The following is a 14,052-nucleotide window of genomic DNA, read 5'->3' as shown; positions in this document are numbered from 1 at the left end:
CTGCCCGTGGCCCGCTCGCGTTGCTTGTCGTTCCCCTCCGCAGGCCAGAACGTTGGTGTCCCCCGGGAAGGCGGGATGTGCGAAGAAGGCAGGGGTCCTCACGAGGAGACACGATGTCCCAATATGACTTCGACCTGTTCACCCTGGGCGCGGGCTCGGGCGGAGTGTCGGCGAGCCGCCGGGCGGGCTCCTATGGCGCGCGGGTCGCCATCTGCGAGGACAACCGGATCGGGGGCACGTGCGTGCATCGGGGTTGCGTGCCCAAGAAGCTGCTCGTCTATGGGGCGCACTTCCGCTACGACCTCGAGGACGCGGCGGGTTATGGCTGGTCGCTGTCGGAGCCCGGCTTCGACTGGAAGAAGCTCCAGGCCGCGAAGGACAAGGAATTGGAGCGGCTGGATGGGGTGTACCGGCGGCTGCTCCGGGACGCGGGGGTGCAACTCGTCGAGGGCCGGGGCCGCCTGGTGGACGCGCACACGGTGGAGGTGGAGGGCAAGCGCTACACGGCCGGGCGCATCCTGGTGGCCACGGGCTCGCATCCCTTCCGCCCCGAGGTGCCGGGCATCCAGCACGCCATCACCTCGGACGAGGCGCTCAACCTGAAGGAGCTGCCGCGCCGCATCGCCATCGTGGGTGGGGGCTACATCGGGGTGGAGCTCGCGGGCCTCTTCAATGCCCTGGGCTCGAAGGTGGTGATGGTCATCCGCGGCGACACGGTGCTGCGCGGCTTCGATGACGACATCCGTTCCATGCTCACGCAGGAGATGCGCAAGAAGGGCATCGACCTGAGGCCGGAGACCTTCATCCGCGACATCGAGAAGCGGGCGGACGGCACGCTGAGCCTGCTCACGCGCATGGGGGACACGCTCGAGGTGGACGTGGTGCTGTATGCGACGGGGCGGGTGCCCAACACGAAGGGGCTCGGCCTGGCGGAGGTGGGGGTGCGGCTGGACGAGCGCGGAGCGGTGGTGGTGGACGAAGGGTCCCGCACCGACGTGGAGAGCATCTACGCGGTGGGGGACGTGACGGACCGCATCAACCTCACGCCGGTGGCGATCGCCGAGGGGCGGGCGGTGGCGGAGACGCTCTTCCACGACAACCCCACGAAGGTGGACCACACGGGCGTGGCCTCGGCGGTGTTCAGCATGCCGCCGGTGGGGACGGTGGGGTGCACCGAGCTCGAGGCTCGCGAGCGCCACGGCAAGGTGGACGTCTACGTGTCCAACTTCCGGCCCATGAAGCACACGCTGACCGGGCGGGACGAGCGCACGATGATGAAGGTGATTGTCCAGCGCGACAGCGACCGGGTGCTGGGCTTCCACATGGTGGGCGAGGACGCGCCGGAGATCATCCAGGGCCTGGCGGTGGCGCTGAAGTGTGGCGTCACCAAGAAGCAGCTCGACACGACGGTGGGCATCCACCCCACGGCGGCCGAGGAGTTCGTGACGATGCGCGACAAGCGCTCGGACCCCGTGGAGGCCGCGGCCCGGGAGCTCGGCCACGATGCCATGCAGAACTGAGGCCCCTCTCTCCCGGGTGGGACGGAAGCCGGGAAAAAAAGAACAAGTCGGAAGTTGAAATCCGGCCCCATGCGGGCTGGAATGCGTCACGCGCGTAGCGGGGGGGTCACCATGCGGCCACGAGGACAAGCCAGGCACCCGGTGGGGCTCGGACGCAGTCGGCCCTCCGCGGCGTGCGCATGCCCTTCTCGGAAGGAACGAACCCCCAGGTCAGGGTGTCGTGTGGTCAACCGTCCCTGGCGGCGGCGCTGGGGGCCAGTGGGCGTCGTCCCGGCACGTCAGAGTGGGGACGGATGCTGAATGCAGCGGCCCCGGGCGTGTTCCGGGTTCGTGGATGACACGAGGGGGGGCTTTCCATGAAGGACAGCAAGGACGGAACATTGCAATCCTCAAAGATTGAGGATACTCTTTCAACCATCGACCCCGCGGTCCAGGGAGGTGTCGCGATGATCGACCTGGCGTCGAAGAGCCTCCTGGTGGAGGTGGCCCGGCTGGACGAGGGCAGTGAGGACGGGTTCTCGCTGTCGCGCCGCTCCGTGCTCACGGAGAAGTTGCTGCCGGCGACCCGGACTCCCGTGGCGCGCCGGCGGGGGCCTCGCCGCCAGCGGGAGCTCGAGCCCTTCGGGAAGCTGCCCGTCTGAATCTTTCGCTCTGTCTGCAACCTCAAGGTCCTAGGTTGCAAACCATGGAATTCGGGTTAGCCTGAGGTTCATGGACACTCCGATTTCCGCACGGACCGCCATCCTGATGTCGCTGATGGGGGGCAGGGGATTCGGGCTGGAAATCATCGAGAGGGTCCGGGAGCGGACGAACGGGAAGATCAGCCTGAACGAGGGGTCTGTCTATCCGGCGCTCAAGGCGCTCGAGCGGGAGGGGTTGCTGCGCAGCTTCGATGGAGAGCCCATGCCCGAGCGAGGAGGAAGGCCCCGGCGTTACTACGAGTTGACGGGGGAAGGGCGCAAGGTGGCGAGGGAACAGCGCACGGCATTGCTCAACCTGCTGCAACCGGCGGAGGCTGTCTGATGGATGTCCGTCACCCGCATGAGCCTGGTCCGGAGTTCCCGCTGTTGAGCGCGTTCGGGCTGGAGGGAGACGTCGAGGACGGGCTCACGGACTCGCACCGGCAGGTGTTCGCCGCGGGCGGCCGTGGGCGCGTGGTGCGTCCCGAGCCGGAGCCGCGGGTCCGCGTCCCGGAGCCGGAGCCCCAGCGGCCCGAGGAGCCGGAGCGCATCCAGGTCTCCCCCGAGTCACCGCGGTACCCGGTGGTGCTGCGCGTGGAGCGTTTCCTGGACTTCGTGAGCGGGTGGCTGGAGCCGCGCGTCGCCAACGAAGAGCTGGGCGATGCCCTGGAGCGCATCCACGAGATGGCCGAAGCCCGGGCGCCGGCCTGGGTGCTCTATGCCATGGCGGGTGTGTCCACCTTCTGGGCCGTCACCCACTCGGTGCAGGAGGCCTGGCGCCGGCTGGCGCGCTAGCCGTGGGATTCTTCAGGTGCCGTGCCGCTCGAGGAAGTCGCCGACGAATGCATTGAAGGCATCTGTGTGGCTCATATACGGCAGGTGGCTGGCCTCGCGGATGACCTCCAGTTGCGAGCCGGGGATGCGCGAGGCCACGTCCCGCGCGTAGGAGAGGGGCACCAGCAAATCCCTCCCGCCGTGGACGACGAGGGTGGGGACGCGCAGGCGCTCGAGGCCCTCCAGGTAGTCCGCGGCGAGGATGTCCTGCAGCCGCCGCATCAACTCCAGGGGTGAAAGCCTGCGGAGCTCGCGCACGATTTCAGCGTAGCCCTCGGCAGGCAGGTGGCGCCCACCCAGCACCCGCGCCATGGTGGGGGCGAAGATGTATGCGAAGGGTTTGGGCATGCGCACCCGCGAGGACAGGGCGAGCGCCCACCGCCGCACGCGTTGAACGCTGGCCACGGGAGAGATGAGCACCAGGGCCTTCACCCGCTCGGGATGCGCCAGCGCGAAGGCAATGGAGAGGAGGCTGCCAAAGGAGGAGCCCACCAGGGTGAATCGCTCGGGGAGCCGTGCGTCCGGGTGCTCCAGCGAGGCGAGGTTCCACTGCAAGGGTGTATGCGTCAGAGGCGTTTGCAGCGTGGGAGTCCACAAGAGGAGCCTCCGCGCGGGTGCCAGGGGCCGCATGGGCGCGAACGAGCGGCCGGACGCTCCAAGGCCAGGCAGGCACAGCACGGTGCGTGACTCATCCAGAGGGCCCTCGGGAAAGGTGAAGAGTCGCACCGGGGCGCCGCGCACCAGCCGCTGCTCGCAGGGCAATTCATGGCCTTGTGGGATGTCCTCGGTGGGAATGAAGGTCATTTTCACTGGCAGTGGGATGGGCCGGGCGCGAGCGGTAGGTACCACCATTCGTCCTCCAAAACACAGGAAGGTGCCGTCCACCCCGCAACGCAGTGTGTTGAGGGGGCCGGGGTTTCTTGAATGTCTCCCATGCGCCGCCCGGGTTGCTGACGGCGTGGTCCAACCAGGGCAAGACAGTCCTCACCGGGGGATTGTGAAGAGCTCCCGCTTGGCCAGCGCGGGGCGTAGCGGCCTGTAGCGTGATGAAGCAGGCGGAAGAAGGCAGGCGTCTCATTGCCCCACGGGCCCGGGTTGCCCACGAGAAACACCGCACTCCGGGCAGGCAGGGACCCGGCACCTGGCAGGCGGGCGGGGTGGTAGCGCTTGCAAGAGAGCCACTCCCGCCCGCCAACTCCTCTCGGGGGCCGGGAAGTTGTACGCATCCTGCGGGTTTCAACGCCTGTCAGGAAGGCGGGAGAGCGCAGGGGACCAGGCGGCTTCCAAGCCTGGTGGTTGTCCACGGGTGGGGGGGTGGCGATGGTTGAGGGGCCATGGGGCCTTTCGAAATGTTATCAGGGAAGCATCAGGAGTTGCTGGCGCGCTTCCAGGCGCTGGTGCCGGGCGAGGATGGGGTATTGCCACCAGGGCGGGTGGAGGAGCTGCTCGAGGAGCTCTGGCTGCATGTGCGGTTGACGGAGCGCCAACTGCAACCCCTGGTGGTGAGGGTGGAGGGGCATGCGCGGGCCCTCCAGGAGGCCGAGGTCCTCCTGGTGATGCATGAGTTGATGGCCGAGCTGCGGTGGTTTCCCCGGGACAGCCTGGAGTGGCAGGCGCGGTGGCTGGCCCTGGGTGACGCGGTGCTCGCGCACATCCGTTCCCTGGAACTGCAGCTATTTCCCCGGCTGGCCGCGGCGCTCGAGGCCCGGGAGGAGCTGGACCTCGTCCGGGGACTGGCGGCCACGCGCGAGGCTTTGTGGTTGGAAATGCGGCGTGCGCATCATGGGTTCGGAGCTCAGGATCACGCCGATTCCTGCTCATTCCTCAATTGAGTCCTGAACAAATGAGCAGGAGATGGCGCCTGCATCACGAAAATCGCAATTTTTATATTTATTTAATCGACAAAGCGTGTATCTGTGGAGTTATGTCTGGGCAGCTGTTGAGTAGAACAGCTCCCAACACCAAAAACCCCCCGATGGGCCACCTCACCCAGGAGACGGCCTATTCAGAGAGGATACACGAGCATGTCGGTCGACAAGGCATTCCGAGAGATGGTCCGCAACGAGATCGAGGCGCAGCTCAAGCCGCTGCGTGAGCTGGTGTCGCGACTGGAGGCGGGCACGTCGGACCTCGACAGGCTCCGCAACGTGGCGGAGCAGCTGGCGCCCCTGGCTGGCGCGGTAGGTCCCCTGTTTGGCGTGTCCGGCGGTGGCGGCCGTGCCGCTGCCCCGGCGCCGGCTCGTCGCGGCCCGGGCCGTCCGGCCCGGAGCGCGGCCCCCGCGCCGGTTTCGACGGGTGGCAAGAAGCGCGGCCGCAAGCCGGCCGCCGAGGGCGGGGCGCGTGACTGCGCCATCATCGGCTGCGGCAAGCCCAGCCGCACCAAGGGCTACTGCGCCGCTCACTACCAGAAGCTGCGCATGCTCGAGAAGACCAACCGCCGCCCGTCGGCCTGGGTGGACTACGCCGAGCCGAACAGCGTGGAGGACATCAAGCTCCCGCGTGGCCGCGCCGCCGCCAAGGCGCTCGCCGAGGCCCAGAAGAACGCGGGCTGAGCCGCTCTCCGGCCGAGCCGGAGCATGAGGGCCGGATCCTCCCATTCCCTGTGTGAGGATCCGGTTCTTGCGGGCCGCGACTGAGCCCGCCATTCTTGTCGCATGAACAAGCGCGAGCTGGAGCCTGGAATCTTTACCGACCTGGCCGGACGGACCACGTACGGAGAGTATCTGCAGTTGGACCGGTTGTTGTCCGCGCAGGTGCCCCGCTCGCAGCCGCCGCACCATGACGAGCTGCTCTTCATCATCCAGCATCAGACGAGCGAGCTGTGGATGAAGCTGCTCGTGCATGAGCTGACGGCCGTCATCCGATACATCCAGGCGGACAACCTGGAACCTTCGTTCAAGATTTTTTCCCGCGTGGGCCACATCCAGCGGATGCTCTTCGAGCAGTGGAGCGTGCTGGAGACGCTCACCCCCAACGAATACCTCGAATTCCGGGGCGCGCTGGGGCAGGCCTCGGGCTTCCAGAGCTATCAGTATCGCGCGCTGGAATTCCTGCTCGGGCACAAGGACGCGCAGGCGCTCGGGCCTTTCAGGCACATGCCCGGGGTGCACGCGGAACTGGAGCGCTTCCTGGAGTCGCCCAGTGTGTACGACGAGTTCCTGCGGCACCTGGCGCGCAAGGGCCACGCGGTGCCGGCGGACCGCGTCGAGCGCGACTGGCGTCAGCCGTACGAGAAGAGCGCCGGCGTGATGGAGGTGTTCCGCGGCATCTACGAGAACATCGAGAAGCACTGGGATGCCTATGAGATGTGCGAGAAGCTGGTGGACGTGGAGGAGCGTTTCCAGCTGTGGCGCTACCGGCACATGATGACGGTGATGCGAGTCATCGGCTTCAAGCCGGGCACGGGCGGCTCCTCGGGCGTGGGCTTCCTGCGCAAGGCGTTGGACCTGCGCTTCTTCCCCGAGCTCTGGGACGTGCGCACCGAGCTCGCTCCCCCGGCCGGCAGGTAGGGCTCCCAACGCCGCTGCCCGCCGGGTGTCTCATTCCTAGCTTGAGCAGGAAAGGAGGAGACACCATGGCCGAGCATGACAGGCCCAAGCACGAGCCCCCGCTTCCCGAGGACGGCGAGGGCCACCATCAGCATCGTCAGGCCGGAGAGCGGCCCGCGCCCACGCCCGGCCATATCGGCAATCTTCCCGATGATGCGCCGGGCCCCGGCAAACCCGTCGTCTTCCCTCCGCGTGAACCGGAGGACTGAGGAGGCTCGCCCGGGTGGAGGGTGGATTGGGCTCACTCGGCCCCCGTGCTAGAGCAAGGGCATGCTCGCGCTCACCCTCGCCGCAGTGCTCGCAGCCGCCAATCCCAGTCCCGTCGAGGCCTGGTCCAAGAAGGCCTGCCCTCCCCCAAAGCAGACGCCTGACTCCAATGTCGAAATGAAGTTCGTGGAGCAGCAGCGCGCCGAGTGCCTGCGCAAGGCCATGAACAAGTCGCTCGACAAGGTCCTCGTCCCCCTCAAGAAGCAGAAGCCCGCCGCCTTCAAGGATTGGATGGCCTTGCAGGCCGACTACAACCGCTGGCTCGCGGACGCCTGCGCCGCCGTCGAGGAGGCCAACTGGGTGGACCTCTCCACCGGGGAGCGCTCCATGGGCACCGGCTATGGTTTCACCGAGAGCCAGTGCCGCCAGCGTCAGTTCGCCTGGCGCGGCTTCTACGCCGATGCCTGGGCTCGCAAGGACTGGAACGCCATTCAGCAGGCCCTCCAGGCCTACGCCGAGCCGGCCCGCAAGGCGCGCGAGTCCCTCCAGTCCTACCGCTCCAAGTCCCAGGAGGCCGCCGCCCGCGCTCCCGCCCATGTCGAGGAGTCCGACCTCCCCGTGCGCCCCATTCCCAAGGACGACTGGAAGCCCTACCTCGAGCGCCTGGATCGCGCCGCCTCCGGCCCCGAGGCCCTCTCCCGCCGCCAGTGCGCCCTCGTCCCCAGTCCCTCCCCGGATTGTGCCCAGCGCTTCGCCGACAGCCTCTCCGCGCAGATGGATTTTTCCGACGCTCTCAGCAACCAAGAAAGTGGGGGGTAGTCATCTGACCTGGGGAATGTCAGACCCCTTTCCCAGTATGGCGTCACTATGAACGCCATGATGAGTCCCGCCTCCATCTCCCACCTCGAGCCCCTTCCCGTCCGCCGGGCGGGGCCCCCGATGGCCGCGCGTCCCGTCAGCCCCCGCTCGGCCGCGCTCCATGCCTACGCCGCCTCCCAGCTCGGTGCCGAGCTCATTGGAACCTACGGTGCCGGCCGCGGCGTCCCCGGCTCCTGGCTCCTGCTCACCGGGCTGGAGCTCCACCTCGGCCAGAGTGTGATTGCGCCGGACCTGCTCGGCTGGCGGCGCGAGCGCATCCCGCGCCTGCCCCGCGGCTCCTCCGGCATCGCCCTCCCCCCGGACTGGGTGTGCGAGGTGCTCTCCCACCCCGACGAGCGCGCCCACCTGCTCCCCCTCTACGCCCGCGAGGGCATCCGCCACGTGTGGCTCGTGGACCCGGAGGTGCGCACCCTCGAGGTGCTCGAGCTCGACGGCCGCCGCTACTCGCTCGTGGCGCTCCATTCCGGCTCCAACACCGTCCGTGCCGAACCTTTTCGCGCGCTCGAGCTCCCGTTGCGCCTGCTCTGGGCGGACTGAGCGGCTAGTCTGCGGCCCCTCATGGCCGATGCGTCGCTCATCATCGAGAGGGCCCAGGTCCTCTGCTACCGCACCTTCGATATCGCCGAGGAGATAGACCTCGAGCACGCCCGCCGCGTCGTCTCCTCGGACACCCGCCGCCTCAAGCTCGGCCGGGAGAACAGCCAGTACCTCCAGCTGCCCAACCCGCCCCTGGCCTTCGAGCTGGGCCGGCGCGCGCTCGCCCTGCGCCACGGGCCCGTCACCGTGGACGTGACGGCGCGCCTCTTCGACCACGGCGCCGCCTCCATCATCCTCCGCGTCCCCGTGCCCCCGGGCACCACGCTCGAGGCGCTCACCTCGCTCGCCGACGAACTGTATGACAGCGCGGCCTTGGAGGAGCTCGCCCTGGAGCTCATCGAGTCGGTGCGCAAGATGATCGCCCCCGCCGTGCAGGGGCCCCACCTGTGGAATCAGAACGAGAGCTACACCGTCCTCTTCGTCGAGCGCATTGAGGGCAACCCCACCGCCGACGAGCTGATGGCCCGCGCGGACCTCGCCCGCGTGCTGCTCGGCGAGGTGGACTCCAAGCCGCTGTCCCCCCGCGAGCGCGAGGCCGTCACCCAGGCCCGCTTCAGCTACACCGTGGACGACCTGGTCGTCATCGACTGGAACAGCGCCTTCGTCTACGAGCCCTCCGGCTCCAGCGACATTCCGGACCTGCTCGAGGTGGCCAACGCCCAGCTGCTGGAGTTCCGCTACTACGACGAGCTGCTGGATGCCCACATCGCCCGCATCCACGACGAGGTGCAGGCCCGGCGCCACAACTTCGTCGCCCTGTTCCGCAGCCCCTACCGCGCCCTGGCCCGCGAGACGCTCGCCACCCTGGTGAACCTCAACGAGTTCATCGAGCGCGTGGAGAACAGCCTCAAAATCATCGGCGATTTCTACCTGGCCAAGGTGTACGAGGCCGCCGTCAAACGCATGCGCATCCCCTCGTGGCAGGGCTCGGTGACGCGCAAGCAGCAGCTGCTGGCCCAGACGTATGGCCTGCTCAAGGGCGAGGTCGACACGGATCGCAGCCACACCCTGGAGCTCACCGTCGTGATGCTCATCGTCCTGGAGATCGTCTTCGCCGTGGTCCGCGCCTTCGAGCCGTGAAGCGTTGGACATCCGGACTAATCAGGTTGTTCCGTTCATCCTGAATCTGACGCTCCACGGCGGAGCCGGTGGGAAGCGGCGAGGAGGCATGGAAAACTCCTTCTCATGTCCGGCGCTGGTGCGGGCCGGGCTGGGGGGTGGGGCATGCAGATGCCCGGAAGCAACTTCGTCGCCGCGGTGGAGCGCATGTCGCGCGCCCTGGAGCAGCTCGCGTCCGCTCCATCAGCCACGGCCGTACTGCAAGAGGTGGTACACGGTGCCGCGGCCTCGCTGGGGCTGGAGCGCTCGGCCGTCGCGTGGCTCGATACGGATGGGTTGCTGGCGACCCAGGGCACGCCCGGGTTGGCGTCCGAGGCGGTGGCCGCGTGTGGGAGTCGGCTGCTGGAGGATCCGGAGCTGGTGGCGTCCCAGTGGCTGTTCGACCAGGGGGGGGCGGGGCTGGAGCCGGAGATGGCGGAGGTGATGGACCGGTTGGGGGCGGCGACGTTGCTGGCCCTGCCGGTGCTCTCCTCGGGTGGCGGGTGTGTGGGTGTGCTGCTGGGGCCCTCGCCCGAGCCGCGCGGCTTCTCCCCCGAGGAGATGCGGCGCTTCACCCTGTACGCGCAGCTGGCGGGGCTCGCCATCGAGCGGGGCCGGTTGGTGGAGTCCGCGCGCACCGCCGCGCTGCAGGCCCGGGCCGAGGCGGAGCAGGCCGAGTTGTTGCGGCTCACCAGCGTCCAGGCGGTGACGGAGGCCTTCGGGCGCGCCCTCACCCGCGAGGACGTGGGACGGGCGGTGCTGGAGTTGGGCGTGCCCGCCGTGGGCGCGGTGGGCGGCACGGTGCATCAGCTGTCGTCGAACGGGCGTTCGGTGGAGCTGGTGGCGGCGGTGGGCTCCAGCCTGGAGGCGCTCGCCCCGTTGAAGTCCCTGCCCCGGGAGATGCCCGAGATGCCCGGCTATGACGCGGCGGCGCGTGGCACGCCGGTGTGGTTGGAGTCCCTGGAGGACGCGCGGGCCCGTTACCCCGCCTTCGCTGTCTATATGGCCCACAAGTCCTGTCAGGCCTTCGCCTTTCTGCCCCTGCGGGTGGAGCAGCGCGGCCTGGGACTGTTGGCTTTCGGTTTCGCCCAGGCGCGGCACTTCACCGAGTTGCAGCGCACCCTCATGCTGGGACTGGCCCGCCAGTGCGCTCAGGCCATGGAGCGCGCCCGCCTCTATGAGACGGAGCGCTCGGCGAGGCTCCAGGCCGAGGCCGCCGGGCAGCGGTTGCAATTGCTGGCGGACGCGGGCGTGCTGCTGTCCGGCTCGCTGGAGTGGGAGACGACGGTGGCCGGCGTGGCGCAGCTCTCGGTGGGCACCTTCTCCGACTGGTGCGCCGTGGACTTCCTCGACGAGCACGGCGCCCTGCGGCGGCTCACCGTGCGTCACGCCCAGCCCGAGCGGGCGCTGATGCACGACAAAATCGAGGCCTACGCCCCCGAGCGCTCGCGGCCCTCGGCCATCACGGACGTGGTGCGCACCGGGCGCGCGCAGCTCGTCGTCGGGCTGATGCCTCCGTTCACTCGCAAGGTGGAGGGGGAGGCTGGGCAGTCGCCGGAGGGCGGCTCGTTCATCATCGTGCCGCTGGTGGCCCGCCAGCGCACCCTGGGGGCCATGTCCTTCGTGCGCGGACCCGAGCGCACGCCCTTCACCGAGGCGGATCGCTCGCTGGCGGAGGACATGGCCGCCCGCGCGGGGCTGGCCATCGACAACGCGCGTCTGCTGCGCAAGGCCCGCGCCGCCGAGGCCGAGTCCCGTCACAACGCCGCGCGTCTGCGCATCCTCGTGGAGGTGGACCGGCTGCTGGCCGAGGCCGGCCTGGATTTGCCCGCGGTGCTGGATGTGATTGCGCGCAAGGTGTCCGAGGTCATCGGAGATGGGTGTGTGTTGCAGCTCATGGACGAGGACGGCGCCTTCCTGGAGCCCGTCACCATCCACCACCCGGACCCGGAGGCGCGCTGGTTGCTCGCGGGCACGGTGCACGCGCGGCGGCAGAAGCCGGGCGAGGGCCTTCATGGAGGCACCGTCACCAGTGGGCGCGCGGTGCTGCTGCCGGACATCGACGAGGAGGAGGCGCGCGTGTCCGGAGGGCTCCCGGAGTACCTGCCCTATCTGGACCGGTACGGCCCGCAGAGCCTGCTGGTGGTGCCCCTGGCGGTGAAGGGGCGGGTGTTCGGCACGCTGGGCGTGGTGCGGGACGTGGCGGGCGGACGGCCCTACAACGAGGAGGACCAGTTGCTGCTGCAGAGCCTGGCCGAGCGCGCGGCGCTGGCCATCGAGGACGCGCGGCTGTACGGCGCGGCCACCGAGGCGGTACGCCTGCGCGACGACTTCCTCTCCGTGGCGGGGCACGAGCTGAAGACGCCGCTGAGCGCGCTGCGGCTACAGATACAGATGCTGGCGCGCGTGGCGCGGGACGTGGCCACCACGCCGGGGCTCGCCCAGCGCGTGGAGAAGGCCGAGCGCACCAGCGAGCGGCTCGGGGCCCTCATCGACGAGCTGCTGGACGCGGGCCGCATCACCGCCGGGCGGCTGAAGCTGGAGCGCGAGGAGATGGACCTGGCGTCCCTCACGCGCGATGCCGTGGGGCGCATGTCCGAGGCCCTGGCGCGCGCCGGCAGTGAGGTGAAGCTGATGGCGGACACGTCGGTGGTGGGGCGCTGGGACCGGGTGCGGTTGGAGCAGGTGGTGGGCAACCTGCTGTCCAACGCGGCCAAGTACGGGCGCGGTCAGCCCGTGGAGGTGCGCGTGGAGACCGGCCATGACGGCCGGGCGCGGCTCGTGGTGAAGGACCATGGCATCGGCATCGCCCCCGAGGACCAGGGCCGCATCTTCGAGCGCTTCGAGCGCGCGGTGAATGGCAAGCAGTTCCACGGGTTGGGGCTGGGGCTGTGGATTTCGCGGGAAATCGTCGAGTCCCATGGAGGCCACATCCAGGTGTGTAGCGCCCCCGGTGAGGGCTCCACCTTCACCGTGGAGCTACCCCGGGAGTAGAGACGCCCTCTCACAAAGCGAGAGAAGGCCTTCACGGCGGGAATGGACCGCCTCGCAAGCCTCTTGCCTGCCTGGGCCTCGGCCAGGGGGATGTGTCTGCTCTCTGTCTCCCTCCCGGGGGCTGGGGTACTCTCGGACCCCGAGTGACCCTTCTGGAAGGTGGAGAGCCCGTTGACCCGCTCTGATGGCCGCAACCGCTCCGCGGTTCGCGCGGACAGCCCGCTCTTCGGCGAGCTCCTCCTCAAGCTCGGCATCGTCACGCCCAATCAGATTGAAGAGGCGCTCGCCCTTCAGTCCCTCAACGGTCAGCGGCTCGGCGAGGCCCTCATCTCCCTGGGCTACGTCACCCGCGAGCAGCTCCAAGACGCGCTCGGCGAGGCGCTCGGCCTGCACAACCCGCCGCCCCAGGGCCTCACCCCCGTGCAGCCCCCGCTGGGCGAGCTGCTCGTGGGCCTCAAGTACCTCACCGTCGCGCAGCTCGACGAGGCGCTCGCCCTCCAGCGCCGCACCGGCCGCAAGCTGGGCGAAATCCTCGTCGAGAACGGCTACTGCACCTACAAGCAGCTCTACGAGGGACTCGGTCTCCAGGGCCGCGTCTCCGGCCGCCAGGAGCCTCCGTCCCGTACGCCCCCCGAGGGCCTCCACCGCGTCATGGTGGTGGACGACAGCCCCCTGGCCTGCGCCTTCGTCCAGGATGGTCTGGTGTCGCTGGGCTACGAGGTCGTCGTCTTCCAGGACCCGTACGAGGCGCTCGAGCAGGTCAACAAGGTGCAGCCCGCCATCGTCCTGAGCGACCTGGACATGCCCGGCATCGACGGCATGGAGCTGTGCCGCCGCCTCAAGGACGGCCCCACCCGGGCCATGCCCGTCATCATCCTCACCGCCAACGACAACGAGACGGAGCGCGTGAGGGGCCTGCGCGCCGGCGCCGACGACTACGTCAACAAGTCCGCCTCCATGGACGAGCTCGCCGCGCGCATCGAGAGCGTCATGCGCCGCACCGGCGAGACGGAGCGGATGCGCAAGCTCTTCGCCCGCTACACCTCCGACGCCGTGGTGGAGGAGATCCTCAAGAGCCCCGACTCGGTGGTGCTCACGGGCGAGAACCGCGAGGTGACGACCCTCTTCGCCGACATCCGCAACTTCACCGGGCTCGCCGACAGCCTCCCGCCCGAGCAGACCGTTGGCGTGTTGAACCAGGTGCTCGGCGGGCTGTCGGACGCGGTGCTCACCTGCGGGGGCACCCTGGACAAGTTCCTCGGCGACGGGCTCATGGCCGTCTTCGGCGCGCCCGTGTTCCGCCAGGACGATGCGCTGCGCGCGCTCCAGTCCGCGAAGATGATGATGGCCTTCATGGTGGAGCTGCGTCAGCGCGCCGAGGCCGAGTGGGCCCGGACGCGCCAGGGCCGTCCGCTCACGCTCGAGCTGGGCATCGGCATCAACACGGGCGTGGTGGTGGCCGGCAACATCGGCGGGGCCATGCGCGCCGAGTACACCTGCATCGGCGACGCGGTGAACGTGGCCGCCCGCTTGTGCGCCATCGCCGGGCCGGGAGAAATCCTGGTGGGCGAGCGGACGGTCGCCCTGCTGGCCGGTCATGAGTCGGGCTTCGAGGAGCTGCCACCCGTGCGCCTCAAGGGCAAGCCACATCCGGTGCCGCTCTTCCGCGCCCTGTGGTAGTGCGTGGCGCACGAG

14 protein-coding genes are annotated in these 14,052 nt (G+C 69.1%); 13 read left to right on the top strand and 1 reads right to left on the bottom strand.

The window, feature by feature from the left end; translation table 11 throughout:
• Positions 1–113: 113 nt before the first annotated feature.
• The 4 genes from gor to DAT35_RS33030 all read left to right on the top strand — a co-directional run bounded on the left by gor (position 114) and on the right by DAT35_RS33030 (position 2,995).
• Entirely contained in the window at positions 114–1,520 is a 1,407-nt protein-coding gene (gene gor, locus DAT35_RS33045; protein WP_108072595.1) for a glutathione-disulfide reductase, read from the top strand.
• Between the two features lie 446 nt (positions 1,521–1,966).
• The gene (locus DAT35_RS33040; RefSeq protein ID WP_108072592.1) at positions 1,967–2,161 is read left to right on the top strand and encodes a hypothetical protein; all 195 of its coding nucleotides are present in this window, start codon (positions 1,967–1,969) and stop codon (positions 2,159–2,161) included.
• A gap of 70 nt (positions 2,162–2,231) precedes the next feature.
• Positions 2,232–2,543, top strand: a complete 312-nt coding sequence (locus DAT35_RS33035) for a PadR family transcriptional regulator (protein ID WP_108072589.1) — start codon at positions 2,232–2,234, stop codon at positions 2,541–2,543.
• Positions 2,543–2,995, top strand: coding sequence for a hypothetical protein (locus tag DAT35_RS33030; RefSeq protein ID WP_108072586.1), 453 nt, complete (start codon positions 2,543–2,545; stop codon positions 2,993–2,995). Before DAT35_RS33035 ends, DAT35_RS33030 begins: the two co-directional genes overlap by 1 nt.
• A 12-nt stretch (positions 2,996–3,007) precedes the next feature.
• Here the strand turns inward: DAT35_RS33030 and DAT35_RS33025 are convergent, their stop codons facing one another.
• Entirely contained in the window at positions 3,008–3,886 is an 879-nt protein-coding gene (locus DAT35_RS33025) for an alpha/beta fold hydrolase (RefSeq protein WP_233261868.1), read from the bottom strand.
• Positions 3,887–4,383: 497 nt separating this feature from the next.
• Here DAT35_RS33025 and DAT35_RS33020 point away from each other — a divergent pair, with 497 nt between their 5' ends.
• From DAT35_RS33020 to DAT35_RS32980, 9 genes are all read left to right on the top strand, one after another.
• Positions 4,384–4,866 carry a hemerythrin domain-containing protein gene (locus DAT35_RS33020; RefSeq protein ID WP_158501999.1) on the top strand — a complete coding sequence of 161 codons (483 nt, stop codon included), beginning with the start codon at positions 4,384–4,386 and terminating at the stop codon, positions 4,864–4,866.
• A gap of 192 nt (positions 4,867–5,058) precedes the next feature.
• Entirely contained in the window at positions 5,059–5,586 is a 528-nt protein-coding gene (locus DAT35_RS33015; protein ID WP_108072577.1) for a cell wall protein, read from the top strand.
• A 102-nt stretch (positions 5,587–5,688) separates the two neighbouring features.
• Entirely contained in the window at positions 5,689–6,543 is an 855-nt protein-coding gene (locus DAT35_RS33010; RefSeq protein WP_108072575.1) for a tryptophan 2,3-dioxygenase, read from the top strand.
• Between the two features lie 65 nt (positions 6,544–6,608).
• Complete coding sequence (locus DAT35_RS33005) at positions 6,609–6,791, top strand: hypothetical protein (RefSeq protein WP_108072573.1); 183 nt, start codon at positions 6,609–6,611, stop codon at positions 6,789–6,791.
• A 61-nt stretch (positions 6,792–6,852) separates the two neighbouring features.
• On the top strand, positions 6,853–7,608 hold the full coding sequence (locus DAT35_RS33000; protein ID WP_108072571.1) for a hypothetical protein: 756 nt from the start codon (positions 6,853–6,855) through the stop codon (positions 7,606–7,608).
• 57 nt (positions 7,609–7,665) lie between these two features.
• Positions 7,666–8,205, top strand: coding sequence for a Uma2 family endonuclease (locus DAT35_RS32995; RefSeq protein WP_158501998.1), 540 nt, complete (start codon positions 7,666–7,668; stop codon positions 8,203–8,205).
• Positions 8,206–8,226: 21 nt separating this feature from the next.
• A complete protein-coding gene (locus tag DAT35_RS32990; protein WP_108072567.1) occupies positions 8,227–9,345 on the top strand; it encodes a hypothetical protein in 1,119 nt (372 codons plus the stop codon).
• Positions 9,346–9,489: 144 nt separating this feature from the next.
• Entirely contained in the window at positions 9,490–12,357 is a 2,868-nt protein-coding gene (locus DAT35_RS32985; protein ID WP_108072565.1) for a GAF domain-containing protein, read from the top strand.
• Positions 12,358–12,528: 171 nt separating this feature from the next.
• Positions 12,529–14,037, top strand: coding sequence for an adenylate/guanylate cyclase domain-containing protein (locus tag DAT35_RS32980; protein ID WP_108072563.1), 1,509 nt, complete (start codon positions 12,529–12,531; stop codon positions 14,035–14,037).
• Positions 14,038–14,052 lie beyond the last annotated feature (15 nt).

It is taken from the genome of Vitiosangium sp. GDMCC 1.1324, from assembly GCF_003044305.1.
Classification (GTDB): domain Bacteria; phylum Myxococcota; class Myxococcia; order Myxococcales; family Myxococcaceae; genus Archangium.
This window is presented reverse-complemented; position numbering and strand designations above follow the sequence as displayed.